Raw genomic sequence first — 19876 nt, 5'->3', positions numbered from 1 at the left:
CCGGGCCGGACCATGCGATAGGCTCGGGATATGGATGTCCAGCGGGGCGAGGGAGCCCCGGCGGCCCGCCCTCCCCCCGGCGCCTGGGAGGCCGATCCCCTGTTCGAGCCCCGACCGACCACCCCCCTGATCGTCACCCTCGGATTCGACGCGGAGACCTTCGACCGGCTCGACGGCCTCCGACGCCGCTTCTTCCCCACGGATCGGAACCTCATCCCCGCGCACCTGTCGCTGTTCCACGCGCTCCCGCCGGAAGAACTCGACGCCGTCTCCGCCGAACTGGGAGAGGCGGCCGGGGCCCGGCCGCCGATCGCCTTGCGGTTCTCGAAGGTCGTTCCCCTCGGTTCGGGCTTCGCCCTCGGGCTCGACGTGCCCGGCCTGGCCCCCCTGCACCGCCGGCTGGACGACGCCTTCTCCCCCTGGCTCTCCCCCCAAGACCGGCAGACCTTCCGCCCCCACGTCACCCTGATGAACAAGGCCGACCGCACCGCCGCCCGAGTCGGCCTCGCCGCCTACCGGGACGAGTTCGAGCCCTGGACAGGGATGGGGGATTCGCTGCGGCTCTGGGCCTACCTCGGGGGGCCGTGGCGCCCGTTGGCGCGGTATCCTTTCCATGGGGACCCGAGCCCCGACCTGGAGGCGTGACGCCATGTCGAGCATCCCGAAGGCGAGCGACGGCCTCGCTCTCGACGAGTTCCTCGAACTCCCCGAGATCGACCGGCGTCCGTACCTGGAATACATCGATGGGAGGATCGTGCCCAAGGTGTCGCCCCAGTATAAGCACGGTCGGCTGACCAAGCAGTTCCTCTACCGGCTCGACGGGGCCGCCGGCCACCGGGGCGAGGCGATCCCTGAACTCCGATGCACCTTCGACGGGCGGTCGATCATCCCCGACGTCGCGTTCATGTTGCGTGAGCACGTCACCTTCGACTCCGACGGCGAGCCGGCCGGGCAGGTCGACCGGCCGCCTGATCTCCACATCGAGATCATCTCGCCCCGGCAGTCGACGAGCGACGCCCACGACAAGCTGGTCCACTCGACGGCCCACGGCTGCCCGCTCGGCTGGCTCGTCCATCCGGGACGTCGCTCGATCGACGTCTATCGACCCGGCCTCGAGGCCGTCCGGCTCTCGACCGGAGACGTCCTCGACGGGGCCCCCGTCCTCCCCGACCTCCGGCTGCCGGTCGCCGAGGTCTTCGGCTGGCTCAGGGGATGGCCCGGCGACGCATGACCCTCGCGAAACGGGGAGCGAAATGATGACCAGGACCCCGAAGGTGGTCGACGACAGCATCCGCGACGGAGCCCCCGTCGTCCGCGGATTCCTGCTGCCGGTCGGCAAGGCCTCGCGATGGCTCAGACACGGGCCGAGTGGCGGCGATCCGGGAGGCCCGGCATGAGTGCCGAACCGGCGGCGACGACCGATCCGAACCGGCTCGCCCTCACCTTCGAGGAGGGGACGATCGTCGTCGAGGGCCTGCCCGAGCACGACTCCCGGGGGATCCCCGGCCTCCAGTTCGACTCGAGACGGCGGGGGATCTACCGGGCACCGGCGATCTGGTACCGGGAGATCGTCCAGCACCTGCGCGACCACGGCATCCCCTACGACGACCGGGCCCGGGACTACCAGGGCAAGACCCCGTGGGACATCCGGGTCGACAAGCCGGCGTTCCCGCACCAGACCGAGGCCCTGGAGGCGTGGTCAGCGGGCGGGATGCGGGGGGTGGTCGTGCTGCCGACCGGCACGGGCAAGACCCACATGGCGAACCTCGCCATCAACGCGGCCCAGCGCCCCACGCTGGTGGTCACGCCGACGATCGACCTGATGAACCAGTGGTTCGACGAGCTGACGCTCTGCTTCGACGTGGAGGTCGGCCTGCTCGGCGGCGGCTACTACGAGGTCAAGCCGCTGACGGTGACGACCTACGATTCCGCCTACATGAACATGGCCCGGCTGGGCGACAAGTTCGGCCTGCTCGTCTTCGACGAGTGCCACCACCTGCCCGGCCCGACCTACGGGCTGGCCTCGACCTGCTCCATCGCCCCGTTCCGCCTCGGGCTGACCGCCACCCCCGAGCGGGCCGACAACGCCCACGAGCAGCTCGACCGGCTGATCGGCCCGATCGTCTACCGCAAGGAGATCACCCAGCTCCGCGGCCAGTTCCTGGCCGATTACCGGGTCGAGACGCAATACGTCACCCTGAGCGAGGAGGAGCAGTTCCGCTACGAATCGTGCCGCGAGGTCTATCGCAACTTCACCCGGGACCACGGCATCGACTTCCGACGCCCCGACGCCTGGGGCCAGTTCCTCCGGCTCGCCTTCCGCTCCACCGAGGGCCGCACCGCCTACCAGGCGTACCGGGAGCAGCGTGAGCTCGCCCTGGCCGCCCCGGCGAAGCTCCAGCTGCTGGGGAGGCTGCTCGACCACCACCACGGCGACCGGATCATCATCTTCACGCACGACAACGCGACGGTCTACCAGATCGCCCGGCGATTCCTCGTGCCGGTCATCACCCACCAGACGAAGACCAAGGAGCGCCGCGAGGTGCTCCTGCGGTTCAACGACGGCCGGTTCCCGATCGTCGCCACCAGCCGGGTGCTGAACGAGGGGGTGAACGTGCCCGAGGCGAACGTGGCGATCATCCTCTCGGGCACCGGCTCGGTCCGGGAGCACGTCCAGCGGCTCGGCCGGATCCTCCGCAAGCGGGGCGACAAGGAGGCGACCCTCTACGAGGTGATCACGAGGGGGACCGTCGAGGAATTCACCTCCAGCCGCCGCCGCAAGCATAGCGCCTACGGCGGCGGCTGACCGAGTCGGCCGGGGAACCCGGGGTTCAGAACGTCCCGGCGTCGATCGGGCCGTCGGCGATGGCGGCGAGGTTCTCGAACTTCATGAAGTTGCGGAGGAAGGTCATCTTGATCGTGTCGGTGCGGCCGTTCCGGTTCTTGGCGACGATCAGCTCGGCGACGCCGGGCTGGTCATTGGGGTCGTAATACTCGGGGCGGTGCAGGAGCAGGACCATGTCGGCGTCCTGCTCGATGGCGCCCGACTCGCGGAGGTCGGCCATCCGGGGGCGACGGTCCTCGCGGTTCTCGACGCCTCGATTGAGCTGGGAGAGGGCGATGACGGGGACGTTCAGCTCCCGGGCGAGGGTCTTCAGCCGCCGGCTGATCTTGGCGATCTGCTCCTGTCGGCTGTCGCGGTTCTCGCCCGAATCGGGCTCGATGAGCTGGATGTAGTCGACGATGATCAGGCCGAGGTCCTGGGTGGTCTTGGCCTGTCGGAGCTTGATCCGGCGGGCGTTCGCCGTGATCTGGAGCATGTTGCGGGTCGGCGTGTCGTCGATCAGCACGGGGGCGCCGCCCCGGAGCTCGTCGTAGGCCCGGCCCAACATGGTCATGTCGCGCTGGCCGAGCCCCTGACCGGTCCGGAGCTTGTGGCCGTCGACCTTCGCCCGGGCGCCCAGCATCCGGTCGGCGATCTCCAGCTTGCCCATTTCCAGGGAGACGAACAGGACGGCCTTGTGCTGGGACATCGCGACGTGCTCGCAGATGTTCAGCGCTAGCGCCGTCTTGCCCATGCTCGGGCGGGCCGCCAGGATGACCAGTTGCGAGCCCTGGAAGCCCGTGGTCACGTCGTCCAGGTCGAGCAGGCCGCTGGAGATACCGGTGATCGGGTGTCGGGACTCGGACCGCAGGGCGATGCGGTCCATCGCCTCGGTGACGATGTCCTGCAGGTCGACCGTCTCGCCGCTGGCCTGCTCCTCGGCGATCCGGAAGATCTGGCGCTCGGCGGTCTGGAGCACCTCGTCGGCGGACTTGAGGCTGTCGTAGCTGTCCTTGAGGATCTCGTGGGCGCCGCCGATCAGGCGGCGGAGCACGGACTTCTCCCGGACGATCACCGCGTAGTGCAGCGCGTTGGCGGCATGCGGGACGCTGTTGATGATGGAACCGATCAGCTCGTCGCCGCCGAGTCGGTCGTATTGCTCCCGGCGCTGGAGCTCCTCGGCGAGCAGCAGGGTGTCGACCGGCTGGCCCTTGTCGTACAGTTCCCGGACGACCGTGTAGACGACCTGGTGGGCGTCCCGGTAGAAGTCCGGGGGTTGCAGCAGCGGGACGACCTCGTGCAGGACCTCGTTGTCCAGCAAAATCGAGCCGAGCACGCCGCGCTCGGCCTCGAGGTTCTGGGGGGGGAGGCGATCATCCGGGGGGCCCGAGGCGGTCGCCGAATGGCGATGCTGCCCGTGGCCCTTGCCGTGGCCGTTCCCGTTCCCGTTGCTATTGCCGTTTGCATAGGGGGACATCGTCGAGCAGCTCCGACCGATCGCTGGCGGCGAATGGCCAGGCCGTCACGACGCGGACCGGGCCGGAGCGGGCGATCGCCGCGGGGCCGAGTCCCTGGCCGTTCGGACGTCCGGATGGCTGCGATGCGGCCGGCCGACTCTACCGGAATCGATCGGCCGGCGCGGGGATCGGGGGCGAATCGATCCGGGGCCGGGGGGTGAATCCGACCCCCCCGGCCCTCAAGTCCGCCACGATCGGCACGGCAGGACGATCAGCCCTGGTCCTCCTCGATGTGCGTCGGCACCACCCAGAGCTTGACCTCTCCGGTGATCTCCATGCCCAGGTGGATCGGGATGCTGTAGAAGCCGAGCTCCCGCAGCGGGCCCTCGATCCGGACGTTCTCGGGGTCGACCTGGAAGCCGTCGGTCGCCAGGGCCGAGGCGATCTGCTGGGAGTTGACCGAGCCGTAGAGGTGCCCCTCCTCGTTGGCATTGGCCTCGATGGTGATGGACCGCTGGGAGAGCTGGGCGGCGAGGCTCTGGAGGTCGGACCGCTTGGCCTCTTCCAGCGCCTTGAGGCGGGCCCGGTGCTTCTCGACGATCCGCAGGTTGTGCGGGGTGGCGAAGGTGGCCAGCCCCTGGGGCAGCAGGAAGTTCCGGGCGTAGCCGGGCTTGACCTTGACCAGGTCGCCGGGGTCGCCGAGCTTGGCGACCTTGCTGGTCAGCAGGATATGCATGAAGCCGTTCTTCGGCCGGGTCGGGTGGTTGTGCCGACGCTCCCACCCGGGCCGCCGGGTGGCGCCGAGGATTTCCTGGGCGGCCTGGCTCTGGGTCTGGGCGTGCGCCAGGGCCCGGGCGGCCTTGGCGGCCGACTTGGCCTGCTTGCTCTTGCTCTTGGTCGGGGTCTTGGCCATGGTGTCGCGTCCTCGTCTCGACGGTCGGCGCGGGGCCCGCGCCGTCGGCGGGTCGAGCCTTACGTTCGCCTGAACGTGCCTTGTGGAAAGGGATTAGAACGGGATATCCTCGTCGGCCGGCTCCTCACTCCCGGCGGCCGGACGCCGGGGAGGCGGGGCATAGGGACGAGGCCCGGAGCCGTTGGCGCCGCCACGGGGCTCCCCGCCGCCGCCGCCGGAGGGGGCGCGGCGGGCCGGGGGCTCGTCATACTCGACGTCGCTTCGGGGGGGGCCGCCGCCCTGGTCGTCGCCGCCCCGACGCGTGTCGAGGAACTGGATGCGCTCCCCTTCGACCCGGATCTTGGTCCGCTTCTCTCCGGAGTTCCGGTCCTCCCAGGAATCCATGCGGAGGTGGCCCTCCACGTGGATCTGGCTGCCCTTCTTCAGGTACTGGCAGCAATTCTCGGCCTGCCGGTTCCAGACGGAGACGTCGATGTAGAGCGTGTCCTCGCGACGATCCCCCTCCTTGGTCGTGAAGACGCGGCTGGTGGCGAGTCGGAGGTCGCTGACCGGGGCGCCGCTGGGGGTGTAGCGCAGCTCCGGATCGTGGGTCAGGCGCCCGATCAGGAACACCTTGTTCAAGTCGGCCATCGGAACGGACCTCCCCGGCCCCGGCTCGGCCGGTCTCGGCGGATGGTGGTCGGATGAAGGGTCGCGACACTAAACGGCTGTCACCTTGATGGAACCGTACCACACGCCGGGTCCGGACTCAAGCCGAGAAAACGAATCGAGATGGGCCTCGGGGCCCGGTCAGTCCCGGTCGCGATCGCGGTCCCGGCCCCGGCGATCGCCCCGGTCCCGGTCCCGGTCCCGGTCGCGGCGGTCGCGGCGGTCGTCGTCGTCGGAGGGGCCGCCCTCGTCGGTCGGCGTGAAGGACATCGCCTGCGTGACGAGGTGATCGGCCAGCTTCGGGTGGACCTTGAGGATCAGCTCCCGGACCACCATCTCGTCCAGGTGCAGGTCGCCGACCAGTTCCTGGAGCTTGCTGCCGTCGACCCGGAAGTACGTGAGCAGGTACGCCCCCTTCTTGTGGGGCCCGACCGGGTAGGCGAGCCTGCGGTCGTCCCACTGCCGGCTGGCGACGATCTCCGACTCGTGCTTGCGGAGCAGGTCGTGGACGTGGGTCTCGGCCTCCTCCCACGAGCCGGTGACCTTGGTGCTGTCCAGCAGGAACATCCCCTCGTACGTGTTGACCGGCACGGTGGCCTCCTCGTGACATGGGGCCCGTGGAGCCTCGGCGTCCGTCGTTCCGGGCGATCGGGGCCGGGCTGGCCTCCGACCGCCGGGGACGCCTCGGCCCGTCTCCCCTCCCTTCGGGGAAACGGTGCTCGGGCCCTCCTGGGTGATCTCGATCGAACCTGAGAGACGTCGGGGAGCCGGCCGATCGCCGGCGACCCGTTCGAACCCGACTGCGGGCGGCCGGATGCGGGTCCTATCCCCCCGCGGCCGCGTTGAACCGATTCATGGCCGACTCCAACCCCTGCGAGACCCAGACGGCGACGGCCTGGGTGGCCGAGATCAAGGCATCGTCGATGACGGGACGCTCGGTGTTCCGCCACCGGCCGAGGACGTAGTCCGCGGCGTCGATCGGGCCGGGATCGCCGACGCCGATCCGCAGGCGAGGGAAGTCCTGGGTGCCGAGCTGGGCGATGATGTCCCGCAACCCCTTCTGGCCCCCGTCGGAGCCTTTCGGGCGGATGCGGAGCTTGCCCAGCGGCAGGCTGATGTCGTCGCAGACGACCAGGAGGTCCTCGGCGGGCTCGATCTTGTAGAACTGGACGGCCTGCCGGACGCTCCGGCCGCTGAGGTTCATGTACGTCTGGGGCTTCAGCAGCAGGACGCGTCGGAAGTCGAGCTCGGCCTCGGCGAGCAGCCCGTCGAACTTCTTCGAGGCGGCGGAGCCGCCGGGCCCGGAGGCCAGCCGGTCGACCACCTCGAAACCGACGTTATGCCGGGTCCCGTCGTACTTGGGGCCCGGATTCCCCAGGCCGACGATCAACTTCCGACCGCTCATCGAACCGCTGCCCCGGATCCGGACTCCCGGCGTGCCTGGACCGTCACGCCTCCGACTTCGCCCCTTCGGCCTCGCCGCCGCCCTCGGCCCCTTCGTCGCCGGTGTCGGCGGCCGATCCGGCCTTCTTCTCGACGACGTGGACGAGCATGACGCTCTCCTCGGCCTCGGTCGTCACCCCATCGGGCATCAGCCCCTTGAGGTCCCGGACGAGGATCGCGTCCCCGACGTTCAGGCCCCCCACCTCCAGGGTGAGCGACTTGGGGATGGCGTCGGGCTTGGCCTTGATCTTCAGGCTGCGGACGAGCTGCTCCAGGCGGCCGCCGAGGGCCAGGCCGACCGGCTCGCCGTGCATCTCCAGCGCGACCTCGGCCTCGACCGTCTCGCCGGCGCTGACCCGGAGGAAGTCCAGGTGGATGATGTCCTTGCCCAGGTGGTCCCACTGCACGTCCCGGACGACGGCCATCTCGGACTTGCCTTCCCAGGAGAGCTGGGCGAGGTGGACCGACTTCTTCAGCATCATCGCCACGTCGTCGTTCGACAGCGAGATGGGCACGGGATCCTGCTTGTGCCCGTAGATGATCGCCGGGACGCGACCGTCTGCCCTCAGCCGCTTCGAGGCTCGGCTGCCGGTGCCCTTGTTCTTCGCCGGGTCGCGCGGCTCGACCTGGATGGTAACCGCTTCGGCCATGAGTAGGTGTCCGTCCCTCCGTCGCCGGGCCCGCCCGGACATCCCGCGACGCGCGGTGCGGGCCGGGGCGAACCGGATCGGGAGCTTCGCGAGGTTCTTGGGGGGTCGTCGTCTGTGCAAGTTCGATTCGTTCAATCGCGACGAATCGCGCATCAAACGAAAAAAACGCCGCCCGCGAGGGCCGCGCATCCCGCGATTATGACGAGCACCGTCGTTCCTCGCAAGTCCCCTGCCCGGTTCATCCCCCGAGCAGGGTGGGCGTCTCGAAAGTAGGTGGGAAATCCCGTACAACAGGGGTGGCTGATGGGATCGACGGATTTCACCCACAACCTCGCACGGACATCCCGCCATGCGCACCCCCGATTCGGGCCTGACCCCGGAGCAGGCCGCCGACGCCGAGCGGATCTACCAGGCCCTCCACGCCGCCTCCGAGGAGGACCATTGGCGGATCGCCCAGCTCCTCGCCTCGCGGGGCGACGACCGACTCTTCGGGCAGACCGAGCACGAGGTCCGCGACCTCGTCCACAAGACCGGGGCCAAGGCGATTCAGGCCGCCCTCGACGGGCGGAAAAAGGGGGGTACCGGGGGTCGAGCGTGAGCTGCCCGACCTGCCTCGAGCCGGCCAAGTTCATGGGCCACCGTCCCCGCCGGGTGGTCAGCCTGCTCGGGGCGGTACGGGTCACCCGGGCGTACTACCACTGCCCCCACTGCCACGGCGGCTTCGCCCCCGGCGACGCCGTGATGCGGGTGCCCGAGGCGGCGCTGACCCCGGCGGCCTACGAGGTCGCCTGCCTGGCCGGGGCGCTCTCGGCGTTCGCCGAGGCGGCCGAGGTGACCTTGCCGAAGATGGCCGGGCTGCGCCTGGCCGAGTCGACGGTCGAGCGGGCCGCCGAGGCGGCCGGGGCCGAGGTCGGCCGGCGGCTGGCCGCCGGGGAGGTCTTCGGCGGGGCCCGCGCCTGGCACTGGCACAAGGACGCCGAGGGCAAGACCTGCGCGTACGTGGCGGCGGACGCGACCGGGGTCGGGCAGCAGGGCGAGGGCGGGTCGTCGGCCGAGGGGCGGATGGCCACCGTGGCGATGGTCTACAACCCGGTCCCCGAGGTGTCCGCCCGCCGGGCGCGGCCCGACGGCCCGCCGCCCCGGTTCCGGGCCCGCTACGTGGCGGGGCTGTGCGGCGTGGCCCCCCTGGGCGAGCCGCTCCGGCGGCAGGCGGCGCAGGTGGGGATGGACCGGGCCGAGCGGTGGATCGCGCTGACCGACGGGGGCAGCGGGCTGGAGGGCTGGGCGCGTGCCAACTTCGGGAGGGTCGAGGCGGTGATCCTCGACTTCTACCACGCCGCCGAATACCTGGGGGGCCTGGCCCGCGCCCTGTTCCCGGGCGACGACGAAGCGCGGGAGGGCTGGCTGGGCGACTGGTGCCACCGGCTGAAATACGAGGGCGGCCCGACCGTACTCGAGGCGTTGCGAGGCCTGGAGGTGCGCGGCCACGCGGCGAAGGAAGCACGAGCGGAGGTGGTGCGGTACTTCACCAACCAGGCGCACCGCATGGACTACCCGGGCTACGTGGCCAAGGGTTGGGCGATCGGCTCGGGGCCGGTGGAGGCGGCGTGCAAGACGGTCATCGGGCAGCGGATGAAGGGCTCGGGGATGAGGTGGGGCGCCGACGGGGCCGACGCCCTGAGCCACTTGCGGGCGTTGTTCAAGAGCGGAGATCGGCAGTGGGACGCCTTCTGGTGCCCCACACCGAACTGATTCCACCTACAAACGAGACGCCCTCCCCCCCGAGCAGGGCGAGCAGCCCGGGGTCGTCGAGCCGAACGGCCAGCCGATTGGCGGCCGAGAGGCCGGCGGCCGGGCTCTGGTCGTGCGGGATCCCCACGACGAACGCCCCCGAGGCCCGGGCCGAGGCGACCCCGGCAGGGCTGTCCTCCAGGACCAGCATCCCACCCGGTTCGACCCCGAACCGGGCGGCCGCCGTCCGTGTAGATCTCCGGGTCGTTCTTCCGTCACTACGGGCGGGCCGCTCGCGGTCCCGTTGACCAGGGTGTACCGGGTGACGACCCAGTGCGCCTAAGCTGCTCGGCCGGGGCAACGTCGAGGCCGACCAGTTGATAGAGGGGGGCACACGGTAGGGATACGATGGAAACACAGCCGGGCCACACTGCCGAGTCGGACGCCGAGCGGATCGCAGGCCACCGAGTAGCACGCACCCCGGGTCCGGGCCTCCCCTGCCGTCTCAAGGACTACGCGAGGCTCTCGGGGAACTCGATCGACCTGGCGACGAGCAGTGGCGCTTCGAGCGGGGCGGTGATCGGCCGCCGCTTCAGGTCCAACCCGCCACGACCTCGCCGGCCGCGGCGTTCGCGTGATGAGACCGACTGGTCGTGTCGCGTGCCATCGACATCGGATCGTCCCGCACTGCCGGGGCGGCATCCCAGGAGAAAAAAAATGAAGAAAGCCCATGCCCGATGGAGACAATCGTCCCGCGGACGCACTTAACAGGTTATGAGCGGTATCATGACGGGAGATTCCAGCGAGGTCACCGATCTGTTGCACCAGGCCGCCGATGGCGACCAGGAGGCGCTCCGCGTCTTGCTCGCACGGCACCACGATCGGCTTAAGCGGATGGTGCGCCTACGCCTCAGCCGCCGCCTCGCGGGCCGCGTCGGCGACTCGGATGTCCTCCAGGAGGCGTACCTTGAAGTCGCGCGTCGGCTGGACGAGTACCTCCAGGGGCCTGTGCTGCCGTTTTTCCTCTGGCTGCGACACCTGACGGGGTTGAAGCTAACCGAAGTCCATCGCCGCCACCTCGGGACGCAGCTGCGCGACGCCGACCGCGAGGTCACCCTGCACCGCGGGGGCCTGCCCCCGGCCGATTCGGTTTCGCTGGCGGCCCAGCTCCTGGGCTCGCTGACCACGCCGTCGCAGGCGGCCATCAAGGCCGAGACGCGCCTGCTGGTGCAGGAGGCGCTCAACAGCATGGACCCGATCGACCGCGAGGTGCTCGCACTGAAGCACTTCGAGCAGCTCAGCACCTCCGAGATCGCCGAGGCGCTGGGGCTGTCCAGGGCCGGGGCGGGCAGCCGCTACCTGCGGGCGATCAAGCGGTTGCGGGGGATCCTCTCCCGCAACCCCGGCTTCGAGGCGTTCTGAGGCTCAGTCCGGAAGGCTCCAGGGAGCCATCGACCGCCGACCTCGATGGGCGATGGCGCCGGAGGAGGGAGGGCCTGATGTCGACGTCGGGATCGCGCTCCGAGATCGTGCTCCGGCTGGCCGAGGAGTTCCTCGACCGCTACCGCGGGGGCCAGCGGCCGTCGCTGCAGGAATACATCGACCGGCACCCCGAGCTGGCCGGGGAGATCCGCGAGGTCTTCCCCGCCATGGCGATGATGGAGCAGATCGCCATCGCCGACGAGTCGCTGGCCGGCGACCCCACAGGCCCGGCGCCGTCTCGCCGGGACGCGCCGCTGGAGCAACTGGGCGACTACCGGATCCTCCGCGAGATCGGCCGCGGGGGCATGGGCGTCGTCTACGAGGCCGAGCAGGAGTCGCTCGGCCGCCACGTCGCCCTGAAGGTCCTGCCGCCGCACGCCCTGCGCGACCCGGTGCAGGTCCGCCGCTTCGAGCGCGAGGCCCGTGCCGCCGCCCGGCTGCACCACACGAACATCGTGCCCGTCTTCGGCGTCGGCGAGGAAGCCGGGACGTACTACTACGTCATGCAGTACATCCAGGGCCAGTCGCTCGACGAAGTGCTCCTCGAGCTGAGGCGGCTGCGAAAGGCCGCGCCCCTCCACGCCATGGATCGCGACGCAACCGTGCCGACTTCGGCGGCCGCGCCCCCCTCGGCGGCCGAGGTCGCCCGGTCGCTCTGGACCGGCCGCTTCACCGCGGCGGCGGTCCCGGAGGCGGGCGATGTGACGCCGACGGCCAGCACGGAGGCCGCCCACGACCCGGGCTCGGCGACCACCTCGGGCGGCTCGGTGGCGGATTCGAGCCTGCTGGTAGGCTCGGGGACGGCAGGGCACGCGAGACGGTCATACTCTCGTCGGGTGGCTCGGCTCGGCATCCAGGTCGCCGAGGCGCTGGCGCACGCCGCGGAGCAAGGAATCACCCACCGCGACATCAAGCCTTCGAACCTACTGCTCGACATCCGCGGCGCCATCTGGGTCACCGACTTCGGCCTGGCCAAGTCCGCCGGCCAGGACGACCTGACCCACACCGGCGACCTCGTCGGCACGTTGCGCTATATGGCCCCCGAGCGCCTCCACGGCCAAGCCGACCACCGCAGCGACCTCTACGCGCTGGGCCTAACCCTTTACGAACTGCTCACGCTGCGCCCCGCCTTCGGCGAGTCCGACCGCGGCCGACTGGTCGACTCGATCACCCGTACCGACCCTCCCCGGCTGACGCGGGTCGATCCGACAATCCGGCGAGACCTGGCGACCATCGTGCACAAGGCGATGGCGAAGCAGCCGGCCGACCGCTACCAGACGGCCGCGGAGTTGGCGGCGGACCTGGAGCGGTATCTGGAGGATCGCCCGATCAAGGCCCGGCCCCTGAGCATCGCCGGCGTGGCCTGGCGATGGTGCCGGCGCAACCCGGCCGTGGCGAGCCTGCTGGGGATCATCACCTTGCTGCTGATGGGGGTTGCGGCCGGCTCGGTGGCTGCGGCCTACCGCTTCAACACGTTGGCGGCCGCCGAGCGGTCGACCCGCCTGAAGGCCGTCGCCGCCAGCCTCCGCGCCGACCAGCAAGCCGAGCGCGCCGACCAGGCCGCCGACCTGGCCAACCGCCGCGCCGCCGAGGCCGAGGAGGCACGGGCTCTGGCCGATCTCCGGGCGACCGAGGCCCGGGCAGTGGTCGATTTCCTGGTCAACGACATGCTCGCCTCCCCCTCGCCGGAACAGGCCCAGGGCGAGACGGTCACGGTGTCAGACGTCCTCGAACGGGCCGCCGAGCGGGTCGGCGCGCAGTTCGCCGATCAGCCGCTGATCGAGGCGTCGATCCGCCACACGCTCGGTCAGACCTTCGAGGGGCTCGGGCAATACGAGGAGGCCGAGAATCATCTGGCCCGCGCGGTCGAACTCCGGACCGAACACCTCGGCGCCGAGCATCTCACGACGTGCGAGTCGTCATTCCGCTTCGGCTGGGTACTGTTCCGTCAGGGCCAGAACGCCAAGGCACAGGAACACTTTGAGGATCTCCTCGAGATCTGTCGACGCGAGTACGGTCCCGAGCACGAGAACACGCTCAACGTGATGAATGGGCTCGCGGCGGCCTACTACGTGCTCGGCAGGTTCGGGGAGGCCCTCGCCCTGCACGAGGAGGCCCTGGAGATCAAGCGGCGGACGCTCGATCCGGAGGACCCCGGCACGTTGGTGACGATGAACAACCTCGCCAACGTGTACCGGAGCCTCGGCAGAATCCGGGAGGCTCGCGACCTCTACGCGGCGGCCGTCGAGGTGGAGCGACGGATTCGACCGAATCATCCGGGCACGCCGCTCACGATGCAGAACCTCGCCATCACCCTCGACCAACTCGGCCATCGCGAGGAGGCCGCCGCCCTCCTCAAGGAGGCGATGGAGAGCCGCCTCCGCATCCTCGGCTACGACCATCACATGACCCGGGATTCGATCCAGGCGTACCTGAACCACCTGGAGAACTTCGAGGAGGATCGCGCGTTCTTCGAGAAGCAGATCGCGCGGGCCCGCCGCGAGAAGGGGCCGGAGGACCCGGAGACCCTCTTCTGGACCACCTACCTCGCCGACCAGCACCGCCGCCGGGGTGATCTGGAGGAGGCTCGGGTGCTCTACGACCGAGTGCTCGCCGGTCGCCGCCGCGCCCTCGGGCCGGACCACCGCGACACGATCAGCACACTCGGCGTCCTCGCCGGCATCGCCGAGGCGCAGGGCGACCCGGAGAAGGCCGAGCGCCTCCTCACAGATGCCCTGGAGGCCGAGCGTTCCCGCGGCCCCGATCGCTCAGAAACGATCCGTACGGCGAATCGGCTCGCGCGATTGATGGCCGAGCACGGCAAGACGGACGAGGCCGAGGCCCTCCTCGAGCGGGGCCGCGACGACTGCCTCCGCTCGCTCGGGTTCGCCGACCCGACGACACACGAAGCGATCAGCATCCTCTTTTCTTTCCTGAGGGAGCACGATCGGGATGATCAGGCCCTCGCCCTCGCCGAGGACACGCAGCAGCGAGCCCGTCGCGAACTCGGACTGGACGATCAACGGACCTACGAATGGATCAACATACTCGCCGGGGTGCACCAAGCTCGGGATGAGCTGGAGGAGGCTCAGCGTCTCTACGAGGAGGCGGCCGCCGGACTCTCCCGCACCCTCAGGGCCGACCACGCCCAGACGATTGCGACGACTCTGGCGCTCTCCGAGCTGATGGAGGAGCGGGGCTTGCACGAGCCGGCCGACGCCCGGCTCGATCAGGTGATCGAGTCCCGCACCCGCACCCTCGGCTTCGGGAGAAATGAGACGAAGCTGGCGATCCTCACCCGCCTGAAGCGGCACTTCGATCGTGGTGACTTCGAGGAAGGCCGTGCGTTCGCCGACGAGGTGCTGGAGCGTTGCCGGGCGTCGCTGGGGTCGGATGACTCGGACATGCTCTGGTATCAGAATGCCCTGGCCCTGCTCTACCGGAACCACGGCAGTGCGGACGAGGCCCGCGCGATCCTCGACGAAGTGATCGCGACCGCCCGGCGCCGACTGGAATCGACGGGCGACACCCCGACCGATCCGCTACTCACCCAGTCGCTCGGGATGGAACTGGCGAGAGCCCGAGCGGTGCTCGGCAAACTGCACGGTCCGGGGAAGCCGGACGACCCGTCCGGCCCGCCGTCGGTCCCGGTGACGATCGAGGCGCCGTACCGGCCCGAATCGCCCGTCGCCGACGGGACGATCGGCCCCGAGGAGTACGGCCCGGCGCTCGACGTGTCCTTTGACGACGATCGCAACCCGGGTCGGATGTATCGTTGGCTCGACCCGCGTGGCAAGGCCCGCGATGACCTGAGTTTCCGCATCATGGCCGCGTATTCTGATGCGTCGCTGTTCCTGGCCGTCCAGGTCCGCGACTCGTTCCTCGTCGCCGACCCGCAGGCGCTCGACCCCGTACAGAGCAACGACCATGTGGAGGTCTTCATCAACGGCGACTTGACGGCGAATGATCACAACTTCGGCCCAGCGAGTCCCCCCTCGGGTGGCGCGGACTTCGGCTCGCGAGAAGGTTTCCAGCTCCTCGCCGACACCGCAGGCAATCAGTACACCGGGACTCCCGAGTTCACCAACGACGATTGGACCGCCGGGGCGAGCACGACCGAGGACGGCTACGTCATCGAGTTCGAGATCCCGCTGGACCTGATCGATACGCGGGACGGGCCGGAGTCCGCCCCGGCGGCGCCGGGCGCACTTCTTCTGATGAATATCGCGATCACCGACAACGACGACGTCACGAACCGCCAGATGAGCTACGCCATCCTCTGGTCCGAGGACCCGGCCCTCTCGCCCTACGTCGGCGGCGAGGACACCTGGCCCGTCGGGCTCCACCTCGTGCCCTGATCACCGGGCTGCGCCGGTGCGGGTGCGAGTCCATGTAAGTGGGCGACTCCAGGTCGCACTCCAAGGGCCTGGGCTCCTTGTCAGGCAGATCCCGCGATTTGGCCGGCCAGATCTCGGCCTCTGGATGGCCGGCGCCGGCTCTCCCAGCATCTCCCGGACGCGGCCCCAGACCAACTCGACGTTTCGGGCGATCTCAGTCTCCTCGATCGACTTCGTGACGTTCCGGTCCTACTTGATTGCATAGCGGACTCCGCCATGGTGCAAGCGGAGGCAGCAATTGTGCAGCTCGGGTATCTCGCCCCGATTTCAATTACGACGATTCTAACGCTCAGTCACCCATGCCACGCAGGCGTCGTATCGGATTATCCGTCGAGGAGGGCGAGCACGCGGGGGTCGTCGAGGCGGTCGGCCAGGAGGTGGGCGGCGGCGAGTCCGGGGGCGGGGCTGTGGTCGTGGGGGATGGCGACCACATACGCCCCGGCGGCGCGGGCCGAGGCGACGCCGGCCGGGCTGTCTTCGAGCACGAGCAAGGTCGATGGGTCGACGCCGAGCCGCGAGGCTGCGGTCTCGTAAATTTCCGGATCCGGTTTACCGCGGGTCACCTCGTCGCCGCCGAGGACGAAGGCGAAGTGCTCGATGAGGCCATGGTTTCCGAGCAGGCGGAGGGCATAGGCCCGCCGGGTCGAGGTGGCCACGGCCCGGGGGATGCCCTGCTCCTCCAGGCGGCCGAGCAGGGAGAAGAGGCCCGGCATGGGGTGGATGGCCGTGTCGACCAGGGCGTCGAAGCGGCGGCGGGCCTCGGCCATGATCGCCTCGGGCGGCTCGTCCAGCCCGGCCATCGCCACCAGCGTCGGGCCCGTCACCGCCGCCGGCCGGCCGATCATCGCGGTCATCATCTCGGACGTGAACGCCTTGCCCCTCGCCGCCAGCAGCTCGCCGGCGACGCGGAAGAAGAGCGCCTCGGTGTCGAAGATCAGGCCGTCCATGTCGAAGGCGACGGCCGAAATCGGGGGCGGTGGGTCGGTGGGCATGATCGGGATCGTCGAGGGAAGGTGGGGGCGGGGTCCCCAATCCTATGGCATCCCGGGCTCGGCGGGGAGCCCGTCGCCTCGACCGGCGAACCGAGGGATCCTTGACCTCGGGCCGGGTTCTCGGCACGTTGGATCGCGGGTCCGGCCCCCGGGTCGGGCGAGCTTCTCGAACGTGGGGGCGTGCCAAGGTGCATCGCGAATACCACCCGGACGACATGCAGCACCTGCGCGCCCACGCCTTCGAGGCGGCCGGGACGCACGACGAACATGATCGGGCTCACCGGGACGAACACCGCCGGCTCTACGCGTTCACCGGATTGCTGGGCACCCTGATCGGGCTGGACCTGCTGCTCTCCTCCCTCGCACCGTCGGCCTGGCGGGCCCCCCTCGGCGTGTCGCCGGTCTGGGTGGCGGCGCTGATCGGGGCCCTGAGGATCGTCTATCAGGCGCTGGAGGCCCTGGCGAAGGGCCGGGTGGGGGCGGACGTGGCCCTGGCGGTGGCGGCCCTGGCGGCCCTGGCGCTCCGGGAGCCGTTCGTGGCGGCCGAGGTGGTCTTCATCGCCATGGTCGGCGAGGTGCTGGAGGCCCTCACCGCCGACCGGGCGATGCGGTCGATCCGGAGGCTGTTCGACCAGGCCCCCCGGGTCGCCCGGGTGAAGCGGGACGGGGGCCTCGTCGAGGTCCCCCCGCATGAGGTCCGTCCGGGCGAGGTCGTCGTGGTCGCGGCCGGCGAGCGGATCCCGGTCGACGGGGCGATCCTCTCGGGGAGGAGCTCGATCGACCAGTCCGCCCTGACCGGCGAGTCGATCCCGGTCGATCGGGGGCCGGGCGAGGACGTCTTCACCGGCACGATCAACCAGTTCGGCAAGATCGAGGTGCGGGCCGACCGGGTCGGGCACCAATCGACCTTCGGCCAGGTGCTCATGCTGGTGGCCGACGCCCAGCGCCGCAAGGCGCCGCTGCACAAGACGGCCGATCGCCTGGCCCGCTACTTCCTCCCGGTCGTCTTCGGGGCGGCGGGCCTGACGGTGCTCGCCGGGCTGCTGCTGGGCTGGTCGGACACGGGAGAGCGGGCGGTGGCGGTCCTGGTGGTCGCCTGCCCGTGCGCCCTCATCCTGGCGACCCCGGCGGCCGTGATGGCGAGCATGGCCTGGCTGGCCCGCCACGGCGTCGTCATCAAGGGGGGCATCGCCCTCGAGCGGCTGGCCCGTTGCGACGCGATCGCCTTCGACAAGACCGGCACGCTCACCCTCGGCCGCCCGGAGTTGTCGACGATCGAGGCCCTCGACGGGAGGGCGCCCGAGGACGTCCTGCTCCTCGCCGCATCGGCCGAGCGCGGCGGCCGGCACCCGCTGGCCGAGGCGGTCGTCCGGGCGGCCGAGGCGAAGGGGCTCGCCATCCCCGAGGTCGCCGAGGCCTCGGCGATGCCGGGGGCCGGCGTCGAGGCCAGGTTCCCCGACTCGGATCGGACGGTCCTGGTCGGAAACCGCCGGTTGATGGCCGAGCGCGGCGTGGAGATCGGGCCGGGGGTCGACGAACGGCTCGGCCGACTGGACGCGGCGGGGGAGACGCCGCTGCTCGTGGCCGAGGACGGCCGGGTCGTCGGCCTGATCGGCGCCCGGGACGCGGTCCGCCCCGAGGCCCATGACGTCGTCCACGACCTGAAGCACCTCCGGTTCTCGACCGTCGCCCTGCTGACCGGCGACCGTCGCCCGGCGGCCGGGGTGGTGGCGAAGCGGGTCCACATCAAGGAGGTCGGGGCGGAGCTGCTCCCGGCCGACAAGGCCGCCTGGATCCGGGAGCGGCAGGCCGAGGGGCGCCGGGTGGCCATGGTCGGCGACGGCATCAACGACGCCCCCGCCCTGGCCGCCGCCGACGTGGGGATCGCCCTCGGCGGCCCGGGCGCCGACCTCGCGGCCGAGGCCGGCGACCTCATCCTGATGGGCGAGCCGCTGCTCGTGCTGCCCGACCTCGTGAAGCTCTCCCGGGCCACGGTGCGGGTCATCCGCCAGAACATCCTCATCTTCGCCTTCGGCCTGAACGCGGCGGCCATCGGCCTGGCGTTCGCGGGGATCCTGGGCCCGGTGGCGGCGGCGATCCTGCACCAGGCGGGCTCGCTGCTCGTCCTGCTCAACGCAATGCGGCTGCTGGCCTTCGGCGACTGGCACGAGGCCACGCCCTTCCGCCAAATCCGGGCGATCGGCCGAGCGGTGGACGCTTGGGACGACCGGCTCGACCCGGGATCGGCGCTCGATCGGCTCGCCGGGCGATGGCGGGTGCTGCTGGCGGGGGCGTTGGGGGCCGGGGTGGTCGCCTATTCGGGTTCGGGCCTGACGGCGATCGGGCCGGGCGAGGTCGGCCTGGTCCGCAGGCTCGGGCGGTTCGAGGCCGCCCTCGGGCCGGGCCTGCACCTGAGGTGGCCCCGGCCGATCGAACGGGTCGACCTCCTGGAGCCCGACCGGGTCCGCGGCGTCTCCGTCGGCTTCCGGCCGGTCGGCGTCGGGCTCGACGAGTCGGGATTCCGATGGGAGAGCGGGCATGACCGGCTCGATGCGCTCTCCGCCGAGGAGGCGCTGGTCATGACCGGCGACGGCCGCCTCGTCGAGCTGATGGCGACGGTCCAGTATCGCCTCGGCCGATCGGTCGACGAGCTGAGGGCCTTCGCCTACCGGGTGGCGGGGTCCGAGGAGCTGCTCCGCTCGCTGGCCGAGTCGAGCGTCCGGGACGTCGTCGGCCGGCGCCCCCTGGACGAGCTCCTGACCGCCTCCCGGGGCGAGGCGGAGCGGGAGGCGACCGAGGCCCTTCGAGGTCGGGCCGCCGCGCTAGGGCTCGGGGTGGAGGTGATGGGCCTCTCGTTCCGCGATGCCCATCCGCCCCTCATGGTGGTGGACGCCTACCGGGACGTGTCCCGGGCCGGGCGGGACGCCGAGGCCCGCGTGAACGAGGCCCGATCGTACCGGGCCGAACGCCTGGCCGAGGCCCGGGGGATCGCCGCCGAGGCCCTCGCCGCCGCCGAGGCGGGTCGCCGGGCCGACCTCGCCGACGCCTCCTCGCGGGCCGACGCCTTCCTCGCGATGCACTCGGCCCGGTCCTCCTCCCCGGCGACCACCGATCACCGGCTTTACGCCGACGCGGTGGAGGCCGCCGTCGCCGGCAGGCCCAAGCTGATCCTCGACCGCCCCCGCCCCGATCGCCGCCGCCACCTGATCCTGGGCGACTCGCCGGGCGGCCTGGCCCCGCTGCTCGCCCCGGGCGGCCTCGCGCCCCCGTCGGCCTCGGGCCCGGACTGATCCACGTCCCTCCCCGAGGCCGAGGGCTGAGCCCCTCCCCGATCTCCGC

Annotated in this window: 15 protein-coding genes; 8 read left to right on the top strand and 7 right to left on the bottom strand. The window is 70.8% G+C overall.

The window, feature by feature from the left end:
* Positions 1-30 precede the first annotated feature (30 nt).
* The 3 genes from ElP_RS04970 (at position 31) to ElP_RS04960 (ending at position 2806) form a co-directional block, all read left to right on the top strand.
* Positions 31-645 carry a 2'-5' RNA ligase family protein gene (locus tag ElP_RS04970; RefSeq protein ID WP_145267580.1) on the top strand — a complete coding sequence of 205 codons (615 nt, stop codon included), beginning with the start codon at positions 31-33 and terminating at the stop codon, positions 643-645.
* Between the two features lie 4 nt (positions 646-649).
* Positions 650-1231, top strand: a complete 582-nt coding sequence (locus ElP_RS04965; protein WP_145267579.1) for a Uma2 family endonuclease — start codon at positions 650-652, stop codon at positions 1229-1231.
* Positions 1232-1393: 162 nt separating this feature from the next.
* The gene (locus ElP_RS04960; protein WP_145267578.1) at positions 1394-2806 is read left to right on the top strand and encodes a DEAD/DEAH box helicase; all 1413 of its coding nucleotides are present in this window, start codon (positions 1394-1396) and stop codon (positions 2804-2806) included.
* A gap of 25 nt (positions 2807-2831) precedes the next feature.
* On the opposite strand, the gene dnaB is transcribed toward ElP_RS04960, so the two are convergent.
* The 6 genes from dnaB to ElP_RS37650 form a co-directional block, all read right to left on the bottom strand.
* Entirely contained in the window at positions 2832-4301 is a 1470-nt protein-coding gene (gene dnaB / locus ElP_RS04955; protein ID WP_145267577.1) for a replicative DNA helicase, read from the bottom strand.
* A gap of 251 nt (positions 4302-4552) precedes the next feature.
* Positions 4553-5194 (bottom strand): 50S ribosomal protein L9, encoded by a 642-nt coding sequence (rplI, locus tag ElP_RS04950; RefSeq protein WP_145267576.1) that lies wholly within the window; start codon positions 5192-5194, stop codon positions 4553-4555.
* A 93-nt stretch (positions 5195-5287) separates the two neighbouring features.
* Entirely contained in the window at positions 5288-5824 is a 537-nt protein-coding gene (locus ElP_RS04945; RefSeq protein ID WP_145267575.1) for a single-stranded DNA-binding protein, read from the bottom strand.
* A 159-nt stretch (positions 5825-5983) separates the two neighbouring features.
* Positions 5984-6433: a 30S ribosomal protein S6 gene (gene rpsF / locus ElP_RS04940; protein ID WP_145267574.1), complete on the bottom strand. Its 450-nt coding sequence runs from the start codon at positions 6431-6433 to the stop codon at positions 5984-5986.
* Positions 6434-6665: 232 nt separating this feature from the next.
* Positions 6666-7247: an aminoacyl-tRNA hydrolase gene (gene pth, locus ElP_RS04935; RefSeq protein WP_145267573.1), complete on the bottom strand. Its 582-nt coding sequence runs from the start codon at positions 7245-7247 to the stop codon at positions 6666-6668.
* A gap of 43 nt (positions 7248-7290) precedes the next feature.
* Positions 7291-7935, bottom strand: coding sequence for a 50S ribosomal protein L25 (locus ElP_RS37650; protein ID WP_197446725.1), 645 nt, complete (start codon positions 7933-7935; stop codon positions 7291-7293).
* 349 nt (positions 7936-8284) lie between these two features.
* On the opposite strand from ElP_RS37650, the gene ElP_RS37645 reads away from it, so the two are divergent.
* The 4 genes from ElP_RS37645 to ElP_RS04915 all read left to right on the top strand — a co-directional run bounded on the left by ElP_RS37645 (position 8285) and on the right by ElP_RS04915 (position 15506).
* Positions 8285-8533 carry a hypothetical protein gene (locus ElP_RS37645; protein ID WP_197446284.1) on the top strand — a complete coding sequence of 83 codons (249 nt, stop codon included), beginning with the start codon at positions 8285-8287 and terminating at the stop codon, positions 8531-8533.
* The gene (locus tag ElP_RS04925) at positions 8530-9687 is read left to right on the top strand and encodes an ISKra4 family transposase (protein ID WP_197446285.1); all 1158 of its coding nucleotides are present in this window, start codon (positions 8530-8532) and stop codon (positions 9685-9687) included. The genes ElP_RS37645 and ElP_RS04925 overlap by 4 nt, the downstream gene beginning before the upstream one ends.
* 765 nt (positions 9688-10452) lie before the next feature.
* Positions 10453-11088, top strand: coding sequence for a sigma-70 family RNA polymerase sigma factor (locus tag ElP_RS04920; protein ID WP_145267570.1), 636 nt, complete (start codon positions 10453-10455; stop codon positions 11086-11088).
* 77 nt (positions 11089-11165) lie between these two features.
* Positions 11166-15506 (top strand): tetratricopeptide repeat protein, encoded by a 4341-nt coding sequence (locus tag ElP_RS04915; RefSeq protein WP_145267569.1) that lies wholly within the window; start codon positions 11166-11168, stop codon positions 15504-15506.
* Positions 15507-15868: 362 nt separating this feature from the next.
* On the opposite strand, the gene ElP_RS04910 is transcribed toward ElP_RS04915, so the two are convergent.
* Positions 15869-16537, bottom strand: a complete 669-nt coding sequence (locus ElP_RS04910; protein WP_145267568.1) for an HAD family hydrolase — start codon at positions 16535-16537, stop codon at positions 15869-15871.
* 188 nt (positions 16538-16725) lie between these two features.
* On the opposite strand from ElP_RS04910, the gene ElP_RS04905 reads away from it, so the two are divergent.
* Positions 16726-19827 (top strand): cation-translocating P-type ATPase family protein, encoded by a 3102-nt coding sequence (locus ElP_RS04905; protein ID WP_197446724.1) that lies wholly within the window; start codon positions 16726-16728, stop codon positions 19825-19827.
* Positions 19828-19876 lie beyond the last annotated feature (49 nt).

Source organism: Tautonia plasticadhaerens (assembly GCF_007752535.1).
In the GTDB taxonomy this organism is placed as follows: Bacteria; Planctomycetota; Planctomycetia; order Isosphaerales; family Isosphaeraceae; genus Tautonia; species Tautonia plasticadhaerens.
Note: the sequence above shows the minus strand (reverse complement) of the source record. Positions and strands in the feature narration are given on the sequence as shown.

Bases quoted from the DNA above. Each gene is read 5' to 3' on its own strand.
- ElP_RS04910 (WP_145267568.1), bottom strand. From the start codon at position 16,537: ATGCCCACCGACCCACCGCCCCCGATTTCGGCCGTCGCCTTCGACATG.
- ElP_RS37650 (WP_197446725.1), bottom strand. From the start codon at position 7,935: ATGGCCGAAGCGGTTACCATCCAGGTCGAGCCGCGCGACCCGGCGAAG.
- pth (WP_145267573.1), bottom strand. From the start codon at position 7,247: ATGAGCGGTCGGAAGTTGATCGTCGGCCTGGGGAATCCGGGCCCCAAG.
- ElP_RS04960 (WP_145267578.1), top strand. From the start codon at position 1,394: ATGAGTGCCGAACCGGCGGCGACGACCGATCCGAACCGGCTCGCCCTC.
- dnaB (WP_145267577.1), bottom strand. From the start codon at position 4,301: ATGTCCCCCTATGCAAACGGCAATAGCAACGGGAACGGGAACGGCCAC.
- ElP_RS04915 (WP_145267569.1), top strand. From the start codon at position 11,166: ATGTCGACGTCGGGATCGCGCTCCGAGATCGTGCTCCGGCTGGCCGAG.
- rplI (WP_145267576.1), bottom strand. From the start codon at position 5,194: ATGGCCAAGACCCCGACCAAGAGCAAGAGCAAGCAGGCCAAGTCGGCC.
- ElP_RS04970 (WP_145267580.1), top strand. From the start codon at position 31: ATGGATGTCCAGCGGGGCGAGGGAGCCCCGGCGGCCCGCCCTCCCCCC.
- ElP_RS04920 (WP_145267570.1), top strand. From the start codon at position 10,453: ATGACGGGAGATTCCAGCGAGGTCACCGATCTGTTGCACCAGGCCGCC.
- ElP_RS37645 (WP_197446284.1), top strand. From the start codon at position 8,285: ATGCGCACCCCCGATTCGGGCCTGACCCCGGAGCAGGCCGCCGACGCC.
- ElP_RS04965 (WP_145267579.1), top strand. From the start codon at position 650: ATGTCGAGCATCCCGAAGGCGAGCGACGGCCTCGCTCTCGACGAGTTC.
- ElP_RS04945 (WP_145267575.1), bottom strand. From the start codon at position 5,824: ATGGCCGACTTGAACAAGGTGTTCCTGATCGGGCGCCTGACCCACGAT.